15 protein-coding genes are annotated in these 17,411 nt (G+C 68.5%); 9 read left to right on the plus strand and 6 right to left on the minus strand.

What is annotated here, in order from left to right:
• The first annotated feature begins 143 nt into the window (after window positions 1-143).
• The 4 genes from imuA (at window position 144) to IG196_RS12025 (ending at window position 6,619) form a co-directional block, all read left to right on the plus strand.
• On the plus strand, window positions 144-950 hold the full coding sequence (gene imuA, locus IG196_RS12010; RefSeq protein WP_192196336.1) for a translesion DNA synthesis-associated protein ImuA: 807 nt from the start codon (window positions 144-146) through the stop codon (window positions 948-950).
• The gene (locus tag IG196_RS12015) at window positions 919-2,268 is read left to right on the plus strand and encodes a Y-family DNA polymerase (protein ID WP_192196337.1); all 1,350 of its coding nucleotides are present in this window, start codon (window positions 919-921) and stop codon (window positions 2,266-2,268) included. Before imuA ends, IG196_RS12015 begins: the two co-directional genes overlap by 32 nt.
• Window positions 2,261-5,617, plus strand: coding sequence for an error-prone DNA polymerase (locus IG196_RS12020; protein ID WP_192196338.1), 3,357 nt, complete (start codon window positions 2,261-2,263; stop codon window positions 5,615-5,617). Before IG196_RS12015 ends, IG196_RS12020 begins: the two co-directional genes overlap by 8 nt.
• A gap of 78 nt (window positions 5,618-5,695) precedes the next feature.
• Entirely contained in the window at window positions 5,696-6,619 is a 924-nt protein-coding gene (locus IG196_RS12025; protein WP_192196339.1) for a hypothetical protein, read from the plus strand.
• A gap of 15 nt (window positions 6,620-6,634) precedes the next feature.
• On the opposite strand, the gene IG196_RS12030 is transcribed toward IG196_RS12025, so the two are convergent.
• The 4 genes from IG196_RS12030 to IG196_RS12045 all read right to left on the minus strand — a co-directional run bounded on the left by IG196_RS12030 (window position 6,635) and on the right by IG196_RS12045 (window position 9,955).
• Window positions 6,635-7,651, minus strand: coding sequence for a phosphotransferase enzyme family protein (locus IG196_RS12030; RefSeq protein ID WP_192196340.1), 1,017 nt, complete (start codon window positions 7,649-7,651; stop codon window positions 6,635-6,637).
• A 78-nt stretch (window positions 7,652-7,729) separates the two neighbouring features.
• The gene (gene thpR / locus IG196_RS12035) at window positions 7,730-8,335 is read right to left on the minus strand and encodes an RNA 2',3'-cyclic phosphodiesterase (protein WP_192196341.1); all 606 of its coding nucleotides are present in this window, start codon (window positions 8,333-8,335) and stop codon (window positions 7,730-7,732) included.
• Window positions 8,336-8,371: 36 nt separating this feature from the next.
• Window positions 8,372-8,608 (minus strand): hypothetical protein, encoded by a 237-nt coding sequence (locus tag IG196_RS12040; RefSeq protein ID WP_070059288.1) that lies wholly within the window; start codon window positions 8,606-8,608, stop codon window positions 8,372-8,374.
• Between the two features lie 78 nt (window positions 8,609-8,686).
• Entirely contained in the window at window positions 8,687-9,955 is a 1,269-nt protein-coding gene (locus tag IG196_RS12045; protein WP_192196342.1) for an SGNH/GDSL hydrolase family protein, read from the minus strand.
• A 122-nt stretch (window positions 9,956-10,077) separates the two neighbouring features.
• Between IG196_RS12045 and IG196_RS12050 the strand changes: the two genes are divergently transcribed.
• A complete protein-coding gene (locus tag IG196_RS12050) occupies window positions 10,078-10,992 on the plus strand; it encodes a LysR family transcriptional regulator (RefSeq protein WP_101493768.1) in 915 nt (304 codons plus the stop codon).
• Here IG196_RS12050 and IG196_RS12055 read toward each other — a convergent pair.
• On the minus strand, window positions 10,989-11,903 hold the full coding sequence (locus IG196_RS12055) for a Ku protein (protein WP_192196343.1): 915 nt from the start codon (window positions 11,901-11,903) through the stop codon (window positions 10,989-10,991). The genes IG196_RS12050 and IG196_RS12055 overlap by 4 nt on opposite strands.
• A gap of 15 nt (window positions 11,904-11,918) precedes the next feature.
• Window positions 11,919-14,474, minus strand: a complete 2,556-nt coding sequence (gene ligD / locus IG196_RS12060) for a DNA ligase D (protein ID WP_192196344.1) — start codon at window positions 14,472-14,474, stop codon at window positions 11,919-11,921.
• A gap of 246 nt (window positions 14,475-14,720) precedes the next feature.
• Between ligD and IG196_RS12065 the strand changes: the two genes are divergently transcribed.
• The 4 genes from IG196_RS12065 to IG196_RS12080 all read left to right on the plus strand — a co-directional run bounded on the left by IG196_RS12065 (window position 14,721) and on the right by IG196_RS12080 (window position 17,323).
• A complete protein-coding gene (locus tag IG196_RS12065) occupies window positions 14,721-14,996 on the plus strand; it encodes a hypothetical protein (RefSeq protein ID WP_192196345.1) in 276 nt (91 codons plus the stop codon).
• A gap of 49 nt (window positions 14,997-15,045) precedes the next feature.
• The gene (locus IG196_RS12070) at window positions 15,046-16,176 is read left to right on the plus strand and encodes a DUF3182 family protein (RefSeq protein WP_225617013.1); all 1,131 of its coding nucleotides are present in this window, start codon (window positions 15,046-15,048) and stop codon (window positions 16,174-16,176) included.
• On the plus strand, window positions 16,160-16,936 hold the full coding sequence (locus IG196_RS12075) for an alpha/beta hydrolase family protein (protein WP_101493602.1): 777 nt from the start codon (window positions 16,160-16,162) through the stop codon (window positions 16,934-16,936). The genes IG196_RS12070 and IG196_RS12075 overlap by 17 nt, the downstream gene beginning before the upstream one ends.
• A 111-nt stretch (window positions 16,937-17,047) precedes the next feature.
• On the plus strand, window positions 17,048-17,323 hold the full coding sequence (locus IG196_RS12080) for a hypothetical protein (protein WP_180839082.1): 276 nt from the start codon (window positions 17,048-17,050) through the stop codon (window positions 17,321-17,323).
• Window positions 17,324-17,411 lie beyond the last annotated feature (88 nt).

The raw sequence follows: 17,411 nt of genomic DNA on the forward strand, positions 1-17,411 counted from the left end.
CGAAAGCGCGGCGCCGGCTCAAACGACTTCTGCGCGCCTTGGCATGAGCCGAAGGAATATGAAAAAGCGTGCCGGGAAGAAAGACTTCTTCCTTCTTGCGGGCCACGAAATACTGTATAAAAATACAGTTAACAGTTGCAATCATGGGCCTCCCTTTCCTCGACTCCTTTTCCACCGCCGCGGGCCGCGGCGTCTGGCATGCCGACGAACTCGGCCTGGCGGACGCGCAGGTCGTCGCGACCGGGCACGCCGCGCTCGACGCGGAGTTGCCGGGCGGCGGCTGGCCGGTCGGGGCGATGACGGAGCTGTTGCAACGTGCGCCCGAAGCCCACGTCTGGCGGCTGCTGCTTCCCGCGCTGGCACAGGCGGTGGAAGCGCGCGGCGGGCCGGTCGTGCTGATCGGCGCGCCTTACGAGCCCTGCGGGCCGTCGCTCGCGGCGCAGGGGCTGCCGGTGGAGGCGCTGATGTGGGTCAAGAGCGATGCGCCGGCCGCGCGGCTGTGGGCCTGCGAGCAGGCGCTGCGCTGCGCGGACGTGGCGGCCGTGCTGGCGTGGTTGCCGCAGGCGCGGGTGGGCGAATTGCGGCGGCTGCAGCTGGCGGCCGCGCAGCACGACGTGATGCTCTTCGTGTGCCGGCCCGAGTCGGCTGCGCAGGGGGCTTCGCCCGCGCGGCTGCGCATTCAGGTGGAAAGCTGCGCGGCGGATTCATCGCAGATCGAACTGCACCTCCTCAAGCGCCGCGGTCCGCCGCTGGCTGCGCCGGTGATGCTGCCGGCGCGCAACGAGCGCATGACCGCATTGCTGGCTGCCGCCCGGTTGCGCCGCAAGCTGCGTCTGCAGCAGCGGGGCACGGTACCGGTCGGCGATACGGCAACGTCCGCGACCGTGGTGCGCATCGACGCGTGGAAAGGAGGCCCCCATGCACTGGATCGCATTGCGGTGGTCGCTTGACGCCGACGCGCCCGACGCACCGCAGCTGCCCACGCCCGAAGCGCTGGGTTGGTGGGCGCTGGAATACACGCCGCACGTCGCCTGGCAGGACGAGGCGCTCATGCTCGAAGTCTCGGCTTGCGAGCGCCTCTGGGGTGGCCGGCTCCAGCTGATGCGTCAGCTGGTCTCCGTCAATCCCGCGCCTGACGTGCGCATGCTCGGCGCACAAGGCGCCACGAGCCTGATCGCGCTCGCGCGGCTGCGCCTGTTCGAGCGCAACGAAGACCGCCCCAAGGACATGCCCGCTGGCCTGCCGCTGGACACGTTGACCGCCGCCCGCCCGCACCTCGACCTGCTCGCGCGCCTGGGCTGCCGCACCTGGGGCGAGGTGGCGGCCTTGCCGCGCGGCGGCCTCACGCGGCGCTTCGGCACCGAACTGCGCGCGGCGCTCGACGCCGCCTGGGGCCTGCGCCCGGAGGGCCACGACTGGCTCACGCTGCCCGATGTGTTCGAACAGAAGCTGGAGCTGCCCGCGCTCGCCGAGACCGCGCCCGAACTCATGTGGTCGGCCAACCGTTTGCTCTCGGCGCTGCAGATCTGGCTGCGTGCCCGCCAGCGCGGCGCCCGCGCGCTTGAACTGCAGTGGACGCTCGACCTCAAGCGCTTCAACGGCGTGAACCTGCCGCCGCACCAGCAGCTCACCGTGCGCACGGCCGAGCCCACGCAGGACATGGCGCACCTGCGCCGCCTGCTGTCGGAAAAGCTCGCCCTCACCACGCTCGCCGCGCCCGTGAGCTGGCTCAAGCTGCGCACGCTCGAAACCGATCCGTGGGCCGGCGCCAGCACCAGCTTTCTGCCCGAAGACAACCGCAAGGGCGACAAGCTGCACGAGATGGTCGAGCGCCTGAGCGTGCGGCTCGGCGCGCACCAGGTGGTGGTGCCTTGCGCCGAGGCCGACCACCGGCCCGAGCGCAAGCAGGCATGGCGGCCCGCGCTGCAAAAAGAGAAGGCCGTGCCCGACAAGGTCCGCAAGGAGGCGAAGGCCGCAGCCTCGCAGCCCGATGCGGTCTACCCGCCCTGGCTGCTGCCCGAACCCTTGTTGCTCGAGATGGACGGCGAGCGCCCCTGCTACTGCGGCCCGCTGAGCAGGCTGATCGGCCCGCAGCGCATCGAGGCCGGCTGGTGGGGCGGCAAGGAAGACGGCGGCCAGCCGGCGATGCGCGACTACTACGTGGCGGAAAGCCCCGAAGCCGGGCTGGTGTGGATCTTTCGCGAGCGGCCCTCGGCGCGGTTTTCTTCGGGCGAGGTGCGCTGGTACCTGCAGGGGTTCTATGCCTGACCTGAGCCACAAGGAAGAGCGCAAGCGCCAGCCGGCCAAGGTGCATGCGCTGCCGGTGCCGTTGCGCAAGAGCACCGTGGCGAAGTTGCCGGACTACGCCGAGCTGCACTGCCTCACGAACTTCAGCTTCCAGCGCGGTGCGTCGACGCCCGAGGACGTGGTCGCGCGCGCGTACCAGCTGGGGTATGCGGCGCTGGCGATCACCGACGAGTGCTCCGTGGCCGGCATCGTGCGCGCGTACGTCTGCCGGCGCGACATGGAACACACGCTCGACGACTACGAACGTGAGCATCCCGACGAACCATCGATTCCGCGCAACCTCGATTTCCGCCTGCTGTTCGGCAGCGAGTTCCGCTTCGAGCGCTTCAAGCTCGTGGTGATCGCGAACGACACCGAGGGCTGGGGCAACCTCTGCGAGTTCATCACCGCCGCGCGCAACACCGAGCTGCCCAAGGGCGAGTACCGCGTGAGCTGGGAGGACAGCGACGTGGCCTCGCTGCAGGACTGCCAGGTGCTCTTCGTGCCGCAGCGCAACCCGGGCGGCGCGATGGATGCCGCCACGCTGCACGAAGACCTCCTGGCCGCCAAGGCGCTGTACGCGGGCAACCTCTGGCTGGCGGTGGAAATGCTCAACGAACTCGACGACGACCTGTGGTTCGTCACGCTGATGCAGGCGAGCGAGCAGACCGGCGTGCCGCTCGTGGCGGCCGGCGACGTGCACATGCATGTGCGTGCCTGCAAGCCGCTGCACGACGTGCTGACGGCGGTGCGCGAAGGCAAGACCGTCGCCGCGTGCGGCTTTGCGCTGCAGTCGAACGCGGAGCGGCATCTGCGGCAGCGGGTGCGACTGGCCGAGATCTATCTGCCCGCCATGCTGGCGAACACGCTGGTGGTGGCGCAGCGGTGCAGGTTCGATCCGGCGGTGATCCGAGAGAACTACAAATACCCGCTCGAAACCGTGGGCAGCAGCGAGACGCCCGTGCAGACGCTGGTGCGCAAGACCTGGGAAGGTGCCGCCAGGCGCTATCCGAACGGAATTCCGCAGAAGGTGCGTGCGCAGGTGGAGAAGGAGCTCGAACTGATCGTCGAGCTCAAGTACGAGATGTTTTTCCTCACGGTGGAAGACATCGTGAACTTCGCGCGTTCGCAGGACATCCTTTGCCAGGGACGCGGGTCCTCGGCCAATTCGGCGGTGTGTTTCTGTCTGGGCATCACCGCGATCGATCCTGACAAAGGCACCTTGCTGTTCGAGCGATTTCTCAGCCGGCACCGCAACGAACCGCCCGACATCGATGTGGATTTCGAGCACCAGCGGCGTGAAGACGTCATTCAGTACATCTACAAGAAATACGGCCGCGAACGCGCCGCCATCGCCGCCGTCGTCATCTGCTATCGCTCGCGCAGTGCGCTGCGCGACGTGGGCAAGGCGCTCGACATCGACGAGCGGCTGATCGACGAATTCGCCAAGGACCACTATTGGTTCGACGACACCGTGCTCGGCGAGCAGCTGTTCCAGGCGGCCGCGCGCATCGGCGTGAAGGAAGACGAACTCAAGCTCGTGCAGTGGATCGAGATGACGCAGCGGCTCAAGGGTTTTCCGCGCCATTTGAGCCAGCACGTCGGCGGCTTCGTGCTCACGCACACCAAGCTCACGCGGCTGGTGCCGGTCGAGAAGGCGTCGATGGTGAACCGCTCCGTCATTCAGTGGGAAAAAGACGACCTCGAAGCCATGGGCATGCTCAAGGTCGACGTGCTCGCGCTCGGCATGCTCAGCGCCATCCGCCGCGGGCTCGACCACATGAACCGCTGGCGAGGCTCGATGGTGCAGATGCACCACATCCCCAACGACGACCCCAAAGTGTTCGACATGATCTGCGACGCCGACACCATCGGCGTGTTCCAGATCGAGAGCCGGGCACAGATGTCGATGCTGCCGCGACTGAAGCCGCGTACTTATGAAGACCTGGTGATCGAGGTCGCGATCGTGCGGCCGGGACCTATCCAGGGCGGCATGGTGCATCCGTATCTCAAGCAGCGCGAGCGGGTGGCAAAGAAGCTGCCAATCATTTATGAGGATGACGAACTTCGCCCCGCACTCGAACGCACGCTCGGCATTCCGATCTTCCAGGAGCAGGTGATGCAGATCGCGATGATCGCGGCCAAGTTCACGGCCGACGAGGCCGACCAACTGCGCCGCGCGATGGCGGCATGGAAGCGCAAGGGCGGTCTCGGGAAGTTTCACGACAAGCTCGTCAAAGGCATGACCGGAAACGGCTACAAGGAGGCCTTCGCCGAAGCCATCTTCAAGCAGATCATGGGCTTCGGCGACTATGGCTTCCCCGAAAGCCACGCTGCGAGTTTCGCGCTGCTGGTCACCATCAGCAGCTGGCTCAAGAATTACGAGCCCGCCTGCTTCCTCGCCGCACTGCTCGACTCGCAGCCGATGGGCTTCTACAGCCCATCGCAGCTGGTGCAGGACGCACGCCGCCATGGTGTCGAGGTGCGGCCGGTCGATGTCACCTGCAGCGACCTGGACACCACGCTCGAACCCCGTGCGCCCGATGCGCCGCGCATGCCGGCGGGCACCGACACGCGCTACGCCGAGCGCCTGGGCAACGACCACCAGCCCGCCGTGCGGCTGGGCCTGAACCGGATCTCGGGGCTCGGCAAGGACGGCGCCGAGCGCCTGCTGAAAGCCCGCGCGCAAGCGCCTTTCACCAGCACCGAAGACCTGGCCCTGCGCGCCGAACTCGACGGCAAGGACATGGCGGCGCTCGCTGCGGGCGATGCGCTGATGTCGCTCTCGGGCCATCGCCGCCAGCAGGTGTGGGACGCCACAGCGCAGCATCGGTCGTCAGCCCTGCTCAAGGGCGTGCCGATCCACGAGCAGGCCTTGCTGCTGCCCGCCGCGCCCGAGGGCGAGGAAATCGTCGGCGACTACGCGGCGCTCGGCCTCACGCTGCGGCGCCATCCGCTCGCGCTGCTGCGCCCGCGCCTGGCGCGCATGAACCTCATGAGCGCAGTCGAACTGCGCGCCGCGCGCAGCGGCCAGACCGTGCGCGCCTGCGGCATCGTCAAGGGCCGGCAGCGGCCCGGCACCGCCAACGGCACCATCTTCGTCACGCTGGAAGACGAGACCGGCAACGTCAACGTGATCGTCTGGAACCACGTCATCGAAGCCTGGCGCGAGCCGCTGCTCAAGTCGCACCTGCTCGCGGTGCAGGGCACCTGGCAGCGCGACGACGACAGCGGCGGCAAGGTGCAGCACCTGATCGCCACCGGCTTCAAGGACCTCACGCCGCTCCTGGGCCGGCTGGCGCAGAGCAACACCAGCCGCGACTTCCACTGACGCCGCCCGATCCGGCGAATGCAACCGATCGTTCCATGCCTCGCGCCGACCCTCACTTTTCGCTAACCTGTTCCTCCCATGTCCGCACTCGCCGCATTCGCTCCTGCCGATGACGTGGTCGCCACGCCGATCGGCCCGCCGCCGCCCGCGCCCGATGTGCCGGTGCCCATGCCGCCACCACCGCCGCCCGGGCTGCCGCCCGAGGGCGATCCGCCGCCGGCGCTGCCGCCCGTGACGGACCCCGGCTTTCCTCCGCCGGTGACAGACCCGCCACCTCTGCAGACGGCCGTGCCTTTCGGTAAGTTGCATGCACGGCGCCTGCGCGAGATCTACCGCTCGGCCGGCTGGCCCTGCTGCGACCCCATCGAGGTCGAACTGCTCGCGGGCGGCTTCCTGGAACGTGTGCGCAGCGACCTCGGCCACGAGACGCTGCGCGTGACCGACGCCGGCATTGCGCGCATCGCCACCACGCTCACGGTCAACCGCGCGGCGCTGTCGCCGCACGAGGCGCTGGTGGAGCGCGTGGCGCGCGAGATGACGCGCGGTGGCCGCATCGCCTGGCGCGGCCTCGGCCTGCGCGCCCGCCTGCCGCCGCTCGAAGAAGGCGGCAAGCCGCGCTGGTGCATGGCGCGGCCCGACGTGTTCTCGATCCGCAACACCAGCGTCGAGGCCTACGCGCACCCGATCGTGCACGAGGTGAAGGTCAGCCGCGCCGACTTGCTGGGCGACCTGCGCAAGCCCGACAAGCGCGCGGCTTATCTCGACCTGGGCGGCGAGTGCTGGTACGTGCTGGGCAACGACGCCAAGGGCCGCTGCATCGCGTCACCCGACGAAATTCCGGCCGGGTGCGGCGTGATGGTGCTTGGAGGCGAACGCCTCGTGGTGGCGCGCGCCGCGGTACACCGCGCCTTCGAGTGCATTCCTTTTTCGGTGTGGCTGGCGCTGGCCAAGGCGCAGCCCGTGGCGGGCTTCGAGGACGACGCGCAGGACCTGTTGATCTGACGCTGCCGGCGCCCGTCAGGTGATGGCGTCGTAGTCCCGGTGCGCGACGGCGACCACGTTGCCTGGCTCGAACTGGCTCGCCATCTGGCGCAGGCCTTCTTCGCGGTCGTCCCGGCTGGCCTGCGGGTCGAACATCTGGTCGCAGAACTCAAGCAGGTCTCGCACGATGCGCTCGTGGCGGTAGTAGGCGAGGGCGAGCGCATCAATAGCTTCCTTCGTTCCGTACCCCTGGAAGAACAGCGCTTCTTCGCGCGGCTGGTTCCACACGCCGCCGACACCCGCACCGATGAACATCAGGTCGCGCTCCTTCGGCGCGAGGATCAGCGTGTCCCAGTCGACGATGCACAGGCGGTCGTCGTCGCCCAGCAGCACGTTGCCCGCATGCAGGTCCGAATGGCACAGCACCTGCGGCAGCGACTTCTCGAGCAGGATCGAGGCGAGCTGTTCGCTGCGGTAGATGAGCGAATCGATCTCTTCGTCGTGCGCGTCCCAGAAGGCGAGGAAGCGCGCCACCAGATCGTCGCCCGCCACCCCGTTGATGAAGCGGCGCTGGTAGCCGCGCACGCCTTCGCGCCAATGGTGTGAATAGCTTTCGCGGGGCAGGTTGGCGCGCAGCGATTCGGGCAACTCGGCGTGGTGGATGGCGTTGAGCGCCGTGCCGAGCGCGGTCCATTGTCGGTCGGTCGGCGCGCGTGTGAAGCCGTCGGCGCCGTCGAAGAAGGGGTAGAGCGCCCAGTCGAAGCCATGGTCTTGCACGCTGAGTTGCTGTGTCAGCGTGGGCATCGGCGCCATCACGGCGTCGATGCCTTGCGTGTGGTGCAGGAAGGCCGGCACATCGACCACCGCCGCACTGAAACCGCCGCGCCGCAGTTTCAGGAAGCACGCGGGGCCATCCGGTGCCTCGATGCGGAACGCCGCCGAATCGACGTCGGCGCCCAGCGGCAGGAATTCGGCGCGTGCCACCTGCAGGCCGTAGGTTTCGGCAAGGCACGCTTGAACGGCGTCGGGAGCGATATCGGGTGGTGTCAGCATGCGGCGGGCGTGGCGTGGGTTCGATGGGCGCCGAAAATTGTCTCACCCGATAAGGCCACGAAAGCCCGCCGGCCGTTGTCAGACGGCGTCTTCTTTGTCTTCTTCGTCGGCTTCGTAAGTGGCCAGCACCTTGTGCTCGACGGGATGCGAAGTGAAGGAGCGCACGAGCAGGAACTTCCTCACGCGCCACGGGATCGGCGGCAGGCGCATCGGGTAGGCCGCGCCCTCGGTGTGCCGGGCGATGGTGATGTGCGGTGTGAACGTCGGCGTTTCCGTGACGATGCCTGCCTTCTGGACTGCACGACCGATGTCCGCATGCAGGGTGCGCAAGGCGCCGTGCTCGGCGGGCTGCAGCACCGCGATGTCGTTGCGCCATGTGCGCGAGCTGTCGAGCACAAGGTTCATGGGCCGCACCCGAACCTGGGCGAGCGCTTCACGCAGGCGTTTCTCGACCTCCTTGGGCTGGTCGCCAAAGCAGTGGAGCGTCAGGTGCAGTCGCGGGCTGCGCGGAAAGTAGTGGCCCTTCGGCCAGATCCATTCCTTGCGGTGCGCTTCGATCGCCGCTTGCACGTCGGGCTCGGGAAACAGCGCGATGAGAAGGTGGCGTTGCCTCTCGAAAGAGGGGGAATCCCAGTCGGGTTCGGGCTCGCTCGCAAACTCATCGCCACGGTGGAAGTCGTCCATTGCAGTTCTCCGGGGGAAGAAGGATGAAAAGGCGGTTCAGGGCTCCGGCGGCCACCAATGCGCGGCCGTCGTCCGGATGACGCGCGCCGCCTGAACGCGGATGTCATCCTGTTCGTTGCTGTCGTCGTGGCCGTGCTCGCGGGTGACGCGAAAGGGCCAGTTCGAAATCCGGCCTGTCTTGCCGGTTGTGCGTGAACGCGACTGCAACGGGTGCTGCCGCGAGGAGAAAAAAAGCACCTGCGCGGAGGGCGCAGGCGGGTTGGCGGTGGTCATGGCGTCGCCTCGAATGTTGTTCTTGGAGACGAGCCATTCTAGAGAAAAGACTGTATTTATGTACAGTATATTTGCAGTCTATCGAAGATCGTTGCCCAGCAAGGCGTCGAGGTCGATGGCTGCGGCCATCGCTTTGTAGCCAGCGTCGCCGGGATGCAGGTGATCGCCCGAATCCAGGGCGGCTTTCAGGCGCGCAGGCCGGGCGGGGTCGCGCAGCAGCGCGTCGACATCGACCACCGCATCGAAGGCGCCGCTTTCGCGAATCCAGCGGTTCACGGCCTGGCGCACGGTGTCTTTTTCGGGTGAGTGGTGGCCGGCCAGCGGCGTGCCTTCGAGCGCGCGCTCGTTGGGCGGAATCGTCGCACCCACGATGCGCACGTTGTGGGCGTGGGCCATCTCGATCAGCTGGCGAAAGCCCTGGATCACGGCTTCGGCGCGCACCGCGGGCTCCTGCGGCGCAAAGGGGCCGCCGGGCCAGCCGATGTCGTTCGTGCCGAGCAGCACGACCATCGCGCGCACGCCGGGCTGCGCGAACACGTCGTGGCCCGCGCGTTCGAGCGCCGCGCGGCCCATGCCGTCCTTCAGCAGCCGGCCGCCCGAGATGCCGGCGTTGAGCACGCCCACGCTGCGCGGTGCGAGCCGCTCGGCCAGCGCGTCGGGCCAGCGCGTGTGGGCGCCGGGTGTGGAACCGTTGCCGTCGGTGATCGAGTCGCCCAGTGCGACGACGGTGACGGGCGCCTGGGGCGTCTCGACGATCAAACCGCTCACGTAGACGCGCGTGCTCCATGAGGTGGCTGCGGCTGGCAGCCGCGCGGCGGCGCTCAGGTCGCCGTCGGCGATGTACAGCGTCTGCCGCGCATCGAAGTGAAAGCCCGCGGGCTGGCTGGGCGTAGGCAGGTAGAGCGACACGGCCACCTCGCTCAGCGCGGGCAGCGGCAGGTCGACCGGGTCGCTCACGAGGCGTGCGCCGGGTGGCACGGTTACGTCGGTCCGGCCCCCGAAACGCAGCACGCGGTCGGTGCCTTCGACGATGGCCGAGCCGTTCGCATGGCGGGCCACGCGGGCGGCGCCGATGTGCAGCGGCGTGGTGCCGCCTTCGTTGCTGATCACCACGCGCAGCCGCGTGCCGCCGATGCTCAGGCGCGCCACCTGGCGCAGCGTCTGCCGCTCGAAGCGGGCGGGAATGCCGAGGGGCAGCACGAAGCTTTCGTCCCAGAGCGGCTGGGTGGCGGCCATCCAGCTGGGGCTCCAGTGCGTGGGCGCTGCCACGGAAGCGGTAGTGGCAGCCGCGAAGGAGAGGGCGAGCGCGCCCTGGCGCAGGATCGATGTGAGTCGCGAAGCGGTCATGTGAAATGTCCTTGAGTGAAAGAGAGAAAGAAGCGTCGGTGGACGAACTTTCTTCCATTCGAATCGCGAGGGGTAGAAGGCAGAATGGCATGCATCGCATTCCTGATTCGAATGACCACCCCATGGACACCCTTCGCGCACTCTCCGCCTTCGTGCACAGCGTCGAGCTCGGCAGCCTCTCGGGCGCGGCCCGCGCGCTCGACACCACGCAGCCCACCGTGAGCAAGCTGGTCGCGGGGCTGGAGCGATCGCTCGGCGTGCGGTTGCTGCGGCGCGCGGCCACGGGTCTGAGCCTCACGGAGGAGGGCCAGCGCTTCCACGAGCGCGCGCGCCGCATGCTCGAGGACTATGGCGATGCCGTGGCCGACGCGCGCGCCCAGGTGCAGCAGCCGCGCGGCCTTCTGCGCCTGAGCGCGCCGGTCACGCTGGGGCAGCGGCACCTCAACGCGATGGCGGTCGAGTTCCTGCGGCTGTACCCCGACATCGAACTCGAGCTGGTGCTCGACGATCGCTTCGTCGATCCGCGCGAGGAGCGCATCGACGTCTCGCTGCGCGTGGGCGGTGCGCTGCCGCCCGACCTTGTCGCGCGCCACCTCGGCAGCTGGCCGCGCGTGCTCGTCGCGTCGCCTGAGTACGTGGCCGCACGCGGCAAGCCGCGCACGCCGAACGACCTGCTCGTGCATGACTACCTGCGCTACGCGGCGGGTGACGACGGCGTGCTGCTCACGGGCCCCGACGGCGCGGTGGCCGTGCCGGTGCGCAGCCGCTACCGCGTCAACAACGCGGTGGCGCTGCTCGACAGCGTGCTGGCGGGCGCGGGCGTGTCGCTGCAACCCACGTGGATGGTCGCGGACCTGCTTGCGGAAGGGAAATTGGTGCGCGTGCTCGCACGGCACACGGGGCCTGCGCAGGAACTGCATCTGCTCTACGCGCCGCGCCGTCAGTTGCCGCTGCGGGTGCAGGTGCTGGTCGACTTTCTGGCGCAGCGCGTGGCGGCGCTGCCGGGTGCGGCGAAAGCGCCGCGGCGTTCGGCTTAAGCCGCCTTGCGGGCCGCGCTCTTCGCGCGCTTGGCCGCATCAGGTTTGTGCGCGGTCTTGCGTGACGAGGCCGTCGTCTTCGCCGCCCGTTTCTTCGCTGCAGGCGGCGTGCGCTTGCCGCTGCGCAGGCTGCGCGCGAGCAGCTCGGTGAGGTCGATCACCTCGGCGCCGCCCTCCGGTGCTTCTTCTTCCGGCTGCACCACCGTCTCCGTGTCGCCCGCCTTGACCTTCTTCTCGACGATCTTCATCACGGCGTGCTTGAACTCGTCCTTGAACTCGTCGGGGTTCCACGGGCCCGACATGTCGCCGACCAGCTGCTCGGCCATCTTCATCTCGGCGGCCGACAGCTTCGCGGCCTTGATGCCGGCGGCCGGCAGGTCGAGCCCGTCGGCGTCCTTGATCTCGTCGCCCCAGCGCAGCAGGTTGAGCACCAGCACCTTGCCGAACGGAATCAGCAGCGCCAAGTGCTGCTTGGTGGCAATCACCACCTTGGCCAGTCCGACCTTGCCGGTCTTCACCAGCACCTCGCGCAGCAGCGCGTAGACCTTCTGGCCCTTGTTGATCGGCGCGAGGTAGTAGGGCCGCTCCAGGTACACGAAAGGGATTTCGCCGACATCGAGAAAGCGCTGGATCTCGATGGTCTGCGTGGTGCGCGGGTAGACGGCTTCGATTTCCTTGGGCGAGATCACGACGTACTTGCCGTCCTCGTACTCGAAGCCCTTCACGATCTGTTCGCGCGCAATCTCCTTGCCCGTGCGCTTGTTGATGCGCTTGTAGCCCACCGGGTCCATGCTGCGCTTGTCGAGCCAGTCGAAGTCGATGCCCTGTTCGGTGCTCGCGGTGTGCAGGCCCACGGGGATGTGGACCAGCCCGAAGGTGATGGCGCCTTTCCAGAGGGTTCTCGTGGCCATGGTGAGTCTCCTTGGTTATTTCTTGAAGCCGAGCCGCTTCATCGCCTCGCCCAGCGGCTGGCGCGTGGTCCAGTAGTCGGCCCACGGGTCTTCGGACTGGAACGACAGGTGCTCGCGCGCGGTGGCAATGGTCCAGTGCGCGCCGCTTTTCAGGCTGCCGAGGTCGTCCCAACTCACCGGCATCGACACGCCCATGCCGGGCCGCGCGCGCGCCGAAAAGGCCGCCACCGTGGTCGCGCCCACGCCATTGCGCAGGTAGTCGGCAAAGAGCTTGCCGACGCGGTTCGACGGCCCGCTCTTGGCCACGAACTTCGAGGGGATCACCTGCGCCATGTGCTGCACGATGGCGCGCGAGAAGGCCTTCACCGTGTCGTTGTCGTAGTGCATGCGCAGCGGCACGACCACGTGCAGGCCCTTGCCGCCGCTGGTCTTGAGCCATGACGCCAGGCCGAGTTCGGTGAGCAGCGTGCGCATCAGCAACGCGGCTTCCTGCACATGCGCCCACGGCGTGCCTTCGCCTGGGTCGAGGTCGAAGATCATGCGGTTGGGCCGGTCGAAGTGCGTCGAGGTCGCGTTGGACGTGTGGAACTCGATCACGTTGAACTGCGCCGCGTTCAGCAGGGCCTCGCGCGTGCCGACCTCGAGCATCGACGGATGGCCGGGCCACAGGGCCGGGTCGAGCTGCTTCACGCCGGCGATGTGGACCTTCTCGGCGTGCTTCTGGAAGAAGATCTCGCCGCCCACGCCTTGAGGCCCGCGCACCAGCGCGCAAGGGCGGCCCTTCAGGTGGGGCAGCATGGGCTCGGCCACCGATTCGTAGTAGCGCACCAGGTCGAGCTTGGTGCGGCCCGACGCCGCATCGATCACGCGGTCGCCATGGCTCACAGTCACGCCGCCGACCGTGGACGCGGCCTTCTTCGAGGATGTCTTCATGGTCTTCGTTTTCTTCGAGGCAGGTGCGATGTCGCGAGGTTCTTCATGCACGATCTCCGAGGCCGGCTTGTCGTCGCGCATCGCCACGAACGACGCGTGGCGGATCTGCCCGTCCGGCGTCCATGCGGCAAAGCGCACCTCGGCCACGAGCGTCGGCTTCACCCAGTGCCGCATGCCGCCCGGCCGGCGCCGGCCGGGCTTGGCCTCGCCGCCGGTGAACGGCGCGCGGTCGGTGTCGAGCGCGGCCAGTTGGCGGCGGATGTCGCGCGCCTCGCGGTCGTTCCAGCCGGTGCCGACACCGCCCACCGACACCAGCTTGCCGTTCTTCGCGTGCACGCCCAGCATCAGGCTGCCGATGCGCGTCGGGCTGTCGGTGCGCAGCGTGTAGCCGCACACCACGAACTCCTGGCGCCGGATGCACTTGAGCTTGAGCCAGGTGTCGCTGCGGCGCGAGACATACGGCGCGTCGGCGCGCTTGGCGATCACGCCTTCGAGGTTCATGCGGCAGGCCGATTGCAAGATCGAGTCGATGTCGGCCTCGAAGTCGTTGCTGAAGCGCAGGCGGCGCGTGGCCCGTGCGTCCATCAGCTGCTTGAGCAGGCGGCGGCGTTCGGCGAGCGGTGCGTAGCGCAGGTCGAAACCCTCGAAGAAGGGCACGTCGAACAGGAACATCACGATGGGGTCGGCGCGTTCGCGGTCGAGTGCGTTCTGCAGCGCGTTGAAGTCGGGCGTGCCTTGCTTGTCGAGCACGACGATCTCGCCGTCGAGCCAGGCGTTGTCGATGCCCAGGCGCTCCAGCTCGGCCACCAGCGACGGCAGCTTCGCGCTCCAGTCGTGGCCGCCGCGCGTGAGCAGGCGCGCCTTGCCCTTTTCGATGCGCGCCATGACGCGGTAACCGTCGAACTTGATTTCGAACAGCCAGTCGCCGGGCGCGCCTTCGGGCACGCCGGTGGCCAGCGTCGCGAGCTGCGGCGAGAGCTTGGCGGGCAGGCGGGCCTTCACCGCACCCGTGACAGGCATGTCGGGCGCAGCCTTCGCCTTTGTCTTCTTGCTCGCTGCGCGCCGGGGCGCAGGCGCACCGCCTACGCTGTCGGGCAGCGCCGACACCACGTCGTACTCCGCATGCGACCGCGCGAAGTCGTCGCGCTTCTTGAACAGCAGCCACGGCTCCTGCCGCTCGCCGCGCTTGGCGATCTTGATGAGCTCCCACAGCCCTTCGAGCTTCTCGCCGTGCAGCCGGAACGCGAGCTTGCCCGCGGCCAGGCCCTTGCGCGGATCGCCCACCGGCTCCCAGGTGCCGCGGTCCCACACGATGACTTCGCCCGCGCCGTAGTGGCCTTCCGGAATGGTGCCTTCGAAGCCGGCATACGACAGCGGATGGTCTTCCACATGCACGGCCATGCGTTTCTGCGCAGGGTCGAGGCTCGGCCCCTTCGGCACGGCCCACGACACCAGCACGCCGTCGAGTTCGAGTCGGAAGTCGTAGTGCAGCCGCCGCGCCGCGTGCTTCTGGATCACGAAGGAGGGCGCGTGCGGGCGGGGCTTTCCGCCCTCGGCGGGTTCGGTGGTGGCGGTGAAATCGCGTTTGGCCTGGTAGGTCGCCAGGGGCGTGAGCGTGGACGTGTCGGAACGGGCCATGCCCTCAGGTGTGCCCGCTTTCGCGCTGCGCTGCATCCGCCAAGTGCCCGGTCTTCGTGTGGGCCAACGCCGCACGCGCGGGCGCGGGCCCGGCGGGTGCCAGACGGGTCCCACGCGCAGGCGCTGTGCCCTCCGACCGGCGCGCCACGCGATCCGCAGAACATGGAGGCACTGCCGCCTTCACTCCGAACTCACCCCGAAGGAAGCAGCCATGTGAGCCCGTGTGCATCGCACCAAGGAGACCCCATGACTTCGAAGCAGACCCCCGACCCGAAGCCGGCGAGCCCGGAGAAGTTTCCGTTTCCCACGTCCGAGAACCACGGCCAGCCCTCCGCGGAAGCCGCCAAGCCGACGGAGCAGCCGTCCAGCGAAGAAGCGCTCGACAGCGGCGTGGAAGAGTCGTTTCCGGCGAGCGACCCGGTGTCGGTCACCGTCACGAAGGTCAAGCTGCCTTCGGGCGATGCGGACAAAGACAAGGACAAGGCGGACAAGCGCAAGGCGGACAAGAAGGGCGACGCCTGAGGCCCCGATGGACCAGCGCCTGAACACCGTCATGGCCCGGACGTCCGCCATGCGATCGACCCCGCGCCGCGTCGTCACCTGGGACGTGCGCCCGCAGGGCTACTGCAGCGAACACGAGCACGCCACGCGCGCCAACTTTGCGCAGCGCCTGGCGGCGCTCCAGGGCTGGGAATTCGCGGGCACATACGACGCCGCCCAGCCGCACTCGGCGCCGCTCTACTTCGTGCCGAGCGACACGCTCACCGATCCGCACCAGGCGCGCGCCATGGGCATCGCCGGCGTGGACGACCTCTTCGGCGGCGTGGTGCCGCATGCCTTCGTCGCCACCAAGGCGATCACCCATCCGCTGATCGGCCCCGACGCCGTGCGGCCTCTGGGCTGGTCGGCGCGGCTCGCGGTGGAGATCGCCGATGCGGCCTTGCCCGGCTTCACCTGCTTCAGCCTCGACGAGGCGCGCGTCGCGGGGAGGGCGCTGCTCGACATCGGCCGTGTGCGCCTCAAGCCCGTCACCGCCACCGGCGGGCGAGGGCAGCAGGTGGTCGACAGCATCGACGCACTCGAGCGCGGCCTCGACGCGATGGACGGCCGCGTGTTCGCCACCCACGGCCTCGTGCTGGAGACCAACCTCGAACAGCCTCACACCTACAGCGTCGGGCAGTTGATCGTGGCGCAGCGCATCGTCAGCTACTGCGGCGAACAGCGCCTCACGCGCAACAATGCCGGCGAAGAGGTCTACGGCGGCTCCGACCTGCAGCTGGTGCGCGGCGACTTCGAGGCGCTGCTGGCGGTCGTCGATCCGCCGCCGCCGCTGCGCCGTGCGATCGAGCAGGCGCGGCGCTACCACCGCGCGGTGATCGATTGCTACCCGGACTTCTTCGCCTCGCGCGTGAACTACGACGTGGCGCAAGGGCTCGACGGCCGCGGCGACTGGCGTTCGGGCGTGCTGGAGCAGTCGTGGCGCGTTGGCGGCGCCACGGGCGCGGAAATCGCGGCGCTCGAAGCCTTCCACCAGGACCCGGCCTGCCAGCGCGTGCACGCGTCCTGCTTCGAGGTGTACGGTGCGGCCTCCGTGCCGGCGAACGCCATCATCACTTACCAGGGCAACGACCCCGAGACCGGGCCGCTGTGCAAATACACCGTGCTGAACACGGCAACCACCACGCATGCCGACACGCCATAGCTCCATCGACATTCCCGTCAACGGCCATCACATCGAAGGCACGCTGTTCGCGGCTTCCACCATGGTGCCGGGCGTGCTGCTGGTGCACGGCTGGGACGGCAGCCAGGAGCAGTACCTCAAGCGCGCGCACGAGATCGCCGCGCTCGGCTGCGTCTGCCTGACCTTCGACCTACGCGGCCATGCGCGCCACGAAGGGCTGCGCCAGCAGGTGACGCGCGAAGACAACCTGCGCGACGTGCTCGCCGCCTACGACGCGCTGGTGGGCCATCCGACCGTCGACCCCGCGGCCGTTGCCATCGTCGGCAGCAGCTACGGCGGCTACCTGGCCGCGCTCGTCAGTGCGATGCGACCCGTGCGCTGGCTCGCGCTGCGCGCGCCCGCGCTGTACCGCGACGGCGAGTGGGACACGCCCAAGGGTTTGCTGAGTCGCTCCGACCTCGTGGCCTACCGTCGCACGCTGGTCGGGCCTGAGGACAACCGCGCGCTCAAGGCCTGCGCGGCCTTCACCGGCGACGTGCTCATCGTCGAATCGGAAGACGACCAGACCGTGCCACACCCCGTGATCGAAAACTACCTCGCCGCCTTCAAGCGCGTGCGCTCGGCGACGTACCGCAAGCTCACCGGCGCCGACCACGCGCTGTCGCGCCTGGAGTCGCGCCAGGCCTACGGCGCGCTGCTCGTGTCGTGGATCACCGAGATGACGCTCGGTGCCAAGGCGACGTCGACGCTCACCAAGCCGGTGTCGAGCAGCACCGCCTGAGGCGCACAGGTGCTGTAGGCGGCCTCCTTCCCGAACATGCGCGCAAGTCCATCACCACGCGTCGCGGCGCGCGCGTCGAATTCCTTGCGCTACGTGAAGGAGACAAAGGTGATGGACTTCGAAGGCATCTACTGCTTCGATTCGGCCACGGTGCGATTCGCCGTGTACCCCGACGGTCCCGACGGTGCGCGCATCCTGGCGCAGATTTCGGAAGACGTGCTGCACGATGCGCTCGGCGCGCAGGAAATCGGCGAGCACACCGTGCATGCCTGCAAACGGCATTTCGACGTGATCGCGGCGGCGGCCGTGGCGCGGTTCCGGGCCGATCCGCGCGGGCCCATCGTGCTGGCCTGCGGCGACTTTCCGCGGATGAACGGATGGCGATAAAGGCCGGCTGCGATGCGAAAGTGCACAGGGCGTGCCGCGTGTTGTCGCGAGAAAGTTCTCGTGTGCTGGCAGGTGTGATATTGGTTAC

Source organism: Variovorax sp. 38R, assembly GCF_014843395.1.
In the GTDB taxonomy this organism is placed as follows: domain Bacteria; phylum Pseudomonadota; class Gammaproteobacteria; order Burkholderiales; family Burkholderiaceae_C; genus Variovorax; species Variovorax paradoxus_H.

What these genes read in the sequence shown, in the direction of transcription:
- IG196_RS12015 (WP_192196337.1), top strand. Translation starts at nt 919, where the DNA reads ATGCACTGGATCGCATTGCGGTGGTCGCTTGACGCCGACGCGCCCGAC.
- imuA (WP_192196336.1), top strand. Translation starts at nt 144, where the DNA reads ATGGGCCTCCCTTTCCTCGACTCCTTTTCCACCGCCGCGGGCCGCGGC.
- IG196_RS12055 (WP_192196343.1), bottom strand. Translation starts at nt 11,903, where the DNA reads ATGGCCACGAGAACCCTCTGGAAAGGCGCCATCACCTTCGGGCTGGTC.
- IG196_RS12050 (WP_101493768.1), top strand. Translation starts at nt 10,078, where the DNA reads ATGGACACCCTTCGCGCACTCTCCGCCTTCGTGCACAGCGTCGAGCTC.
- IG196_RS12040 (WP_070059288.1), bottom strand. Translation starts at nt 8,608, where the DNA reads ATGACCACCGCCAACCCGCCTGCGCCCTCCGCGCAGGTGCTTTTTTTC.
- IG196_RS12070 (WP_225617013.1), top strand. Translation starts at nt 15,046, where the DNA reads ATGCGATCGACCCCGCGCCGCGTCGTCACCTGGGACGTGCGCCCGCAG.
- IG196_RS12030 (WP_192196340.1), bottom strand. Translation starts at nt 7,651, where the DNA reads ATGCTGACACCACCCGATATCGCTCCCGACGCCGTTCAAGCGTGCCTT.
- IG196_RS12020 (WP_192196338.1), top strand. Translation starts at nt 2,261, where the DNA reads ATGCCTGACCTGAGCCACAAGGAAGAGCGCAAGCGCCAGCCGGCCAAG.
- ligD (WP_192196344.1), bottom strand. Translation starts at nt 14,474, where the DNA reads ATGGCCCGTTCCGACACGTCCACGCTCACGCCCCTGGCGACCTACCAG.
- thpR (WP_192196341.1), bottom strand. Translation starts at nt 8,335, where the DNA reads ATGGACGACTTCCACCGTGGCGATGAGTTTGCGAGCGAGCCCGAACCC.
- IG196_RS12025 (WP_192196339.1), top strand. Translation starts at nt 5,696, where the DNA reads ATGTCCGCACTCGCCGCATTCGCTCCTGCCGATGACGTGGTCGCCACG.
- IG196_RS12080 (WP_180839082.1), top strand. Translation starts at nt 17,048, where the DNA reads ATGGACTTCGAAGGCATCTACTGCTTCGATTCGGCCACGGTGCGATTC.
- IG196_RS12065 (WP_192196345.1), top strand. Translation starts at nt 14,721, where the DNA reads ATGACTTCGAAGCAGACCCCCGACCCGAAGCCGGCGAGCCCGGAGAAG.
- IG196_RS12045 (WP_192196342.1), bottom strand. Translation starts at nt 9,955, where the DNA reads ATGACCGCTTCGCGACTCACATCGATCCTGCGCCAGGGCGCGCTCGCC.
- IG196_RS12075 (WP_101493602.1), top strand. Translation starts at nt 16,160, where the DNA reads ATGCCGACACGCCATAGCTCCATCGACATTCCCGTCAACGGCCATCAC.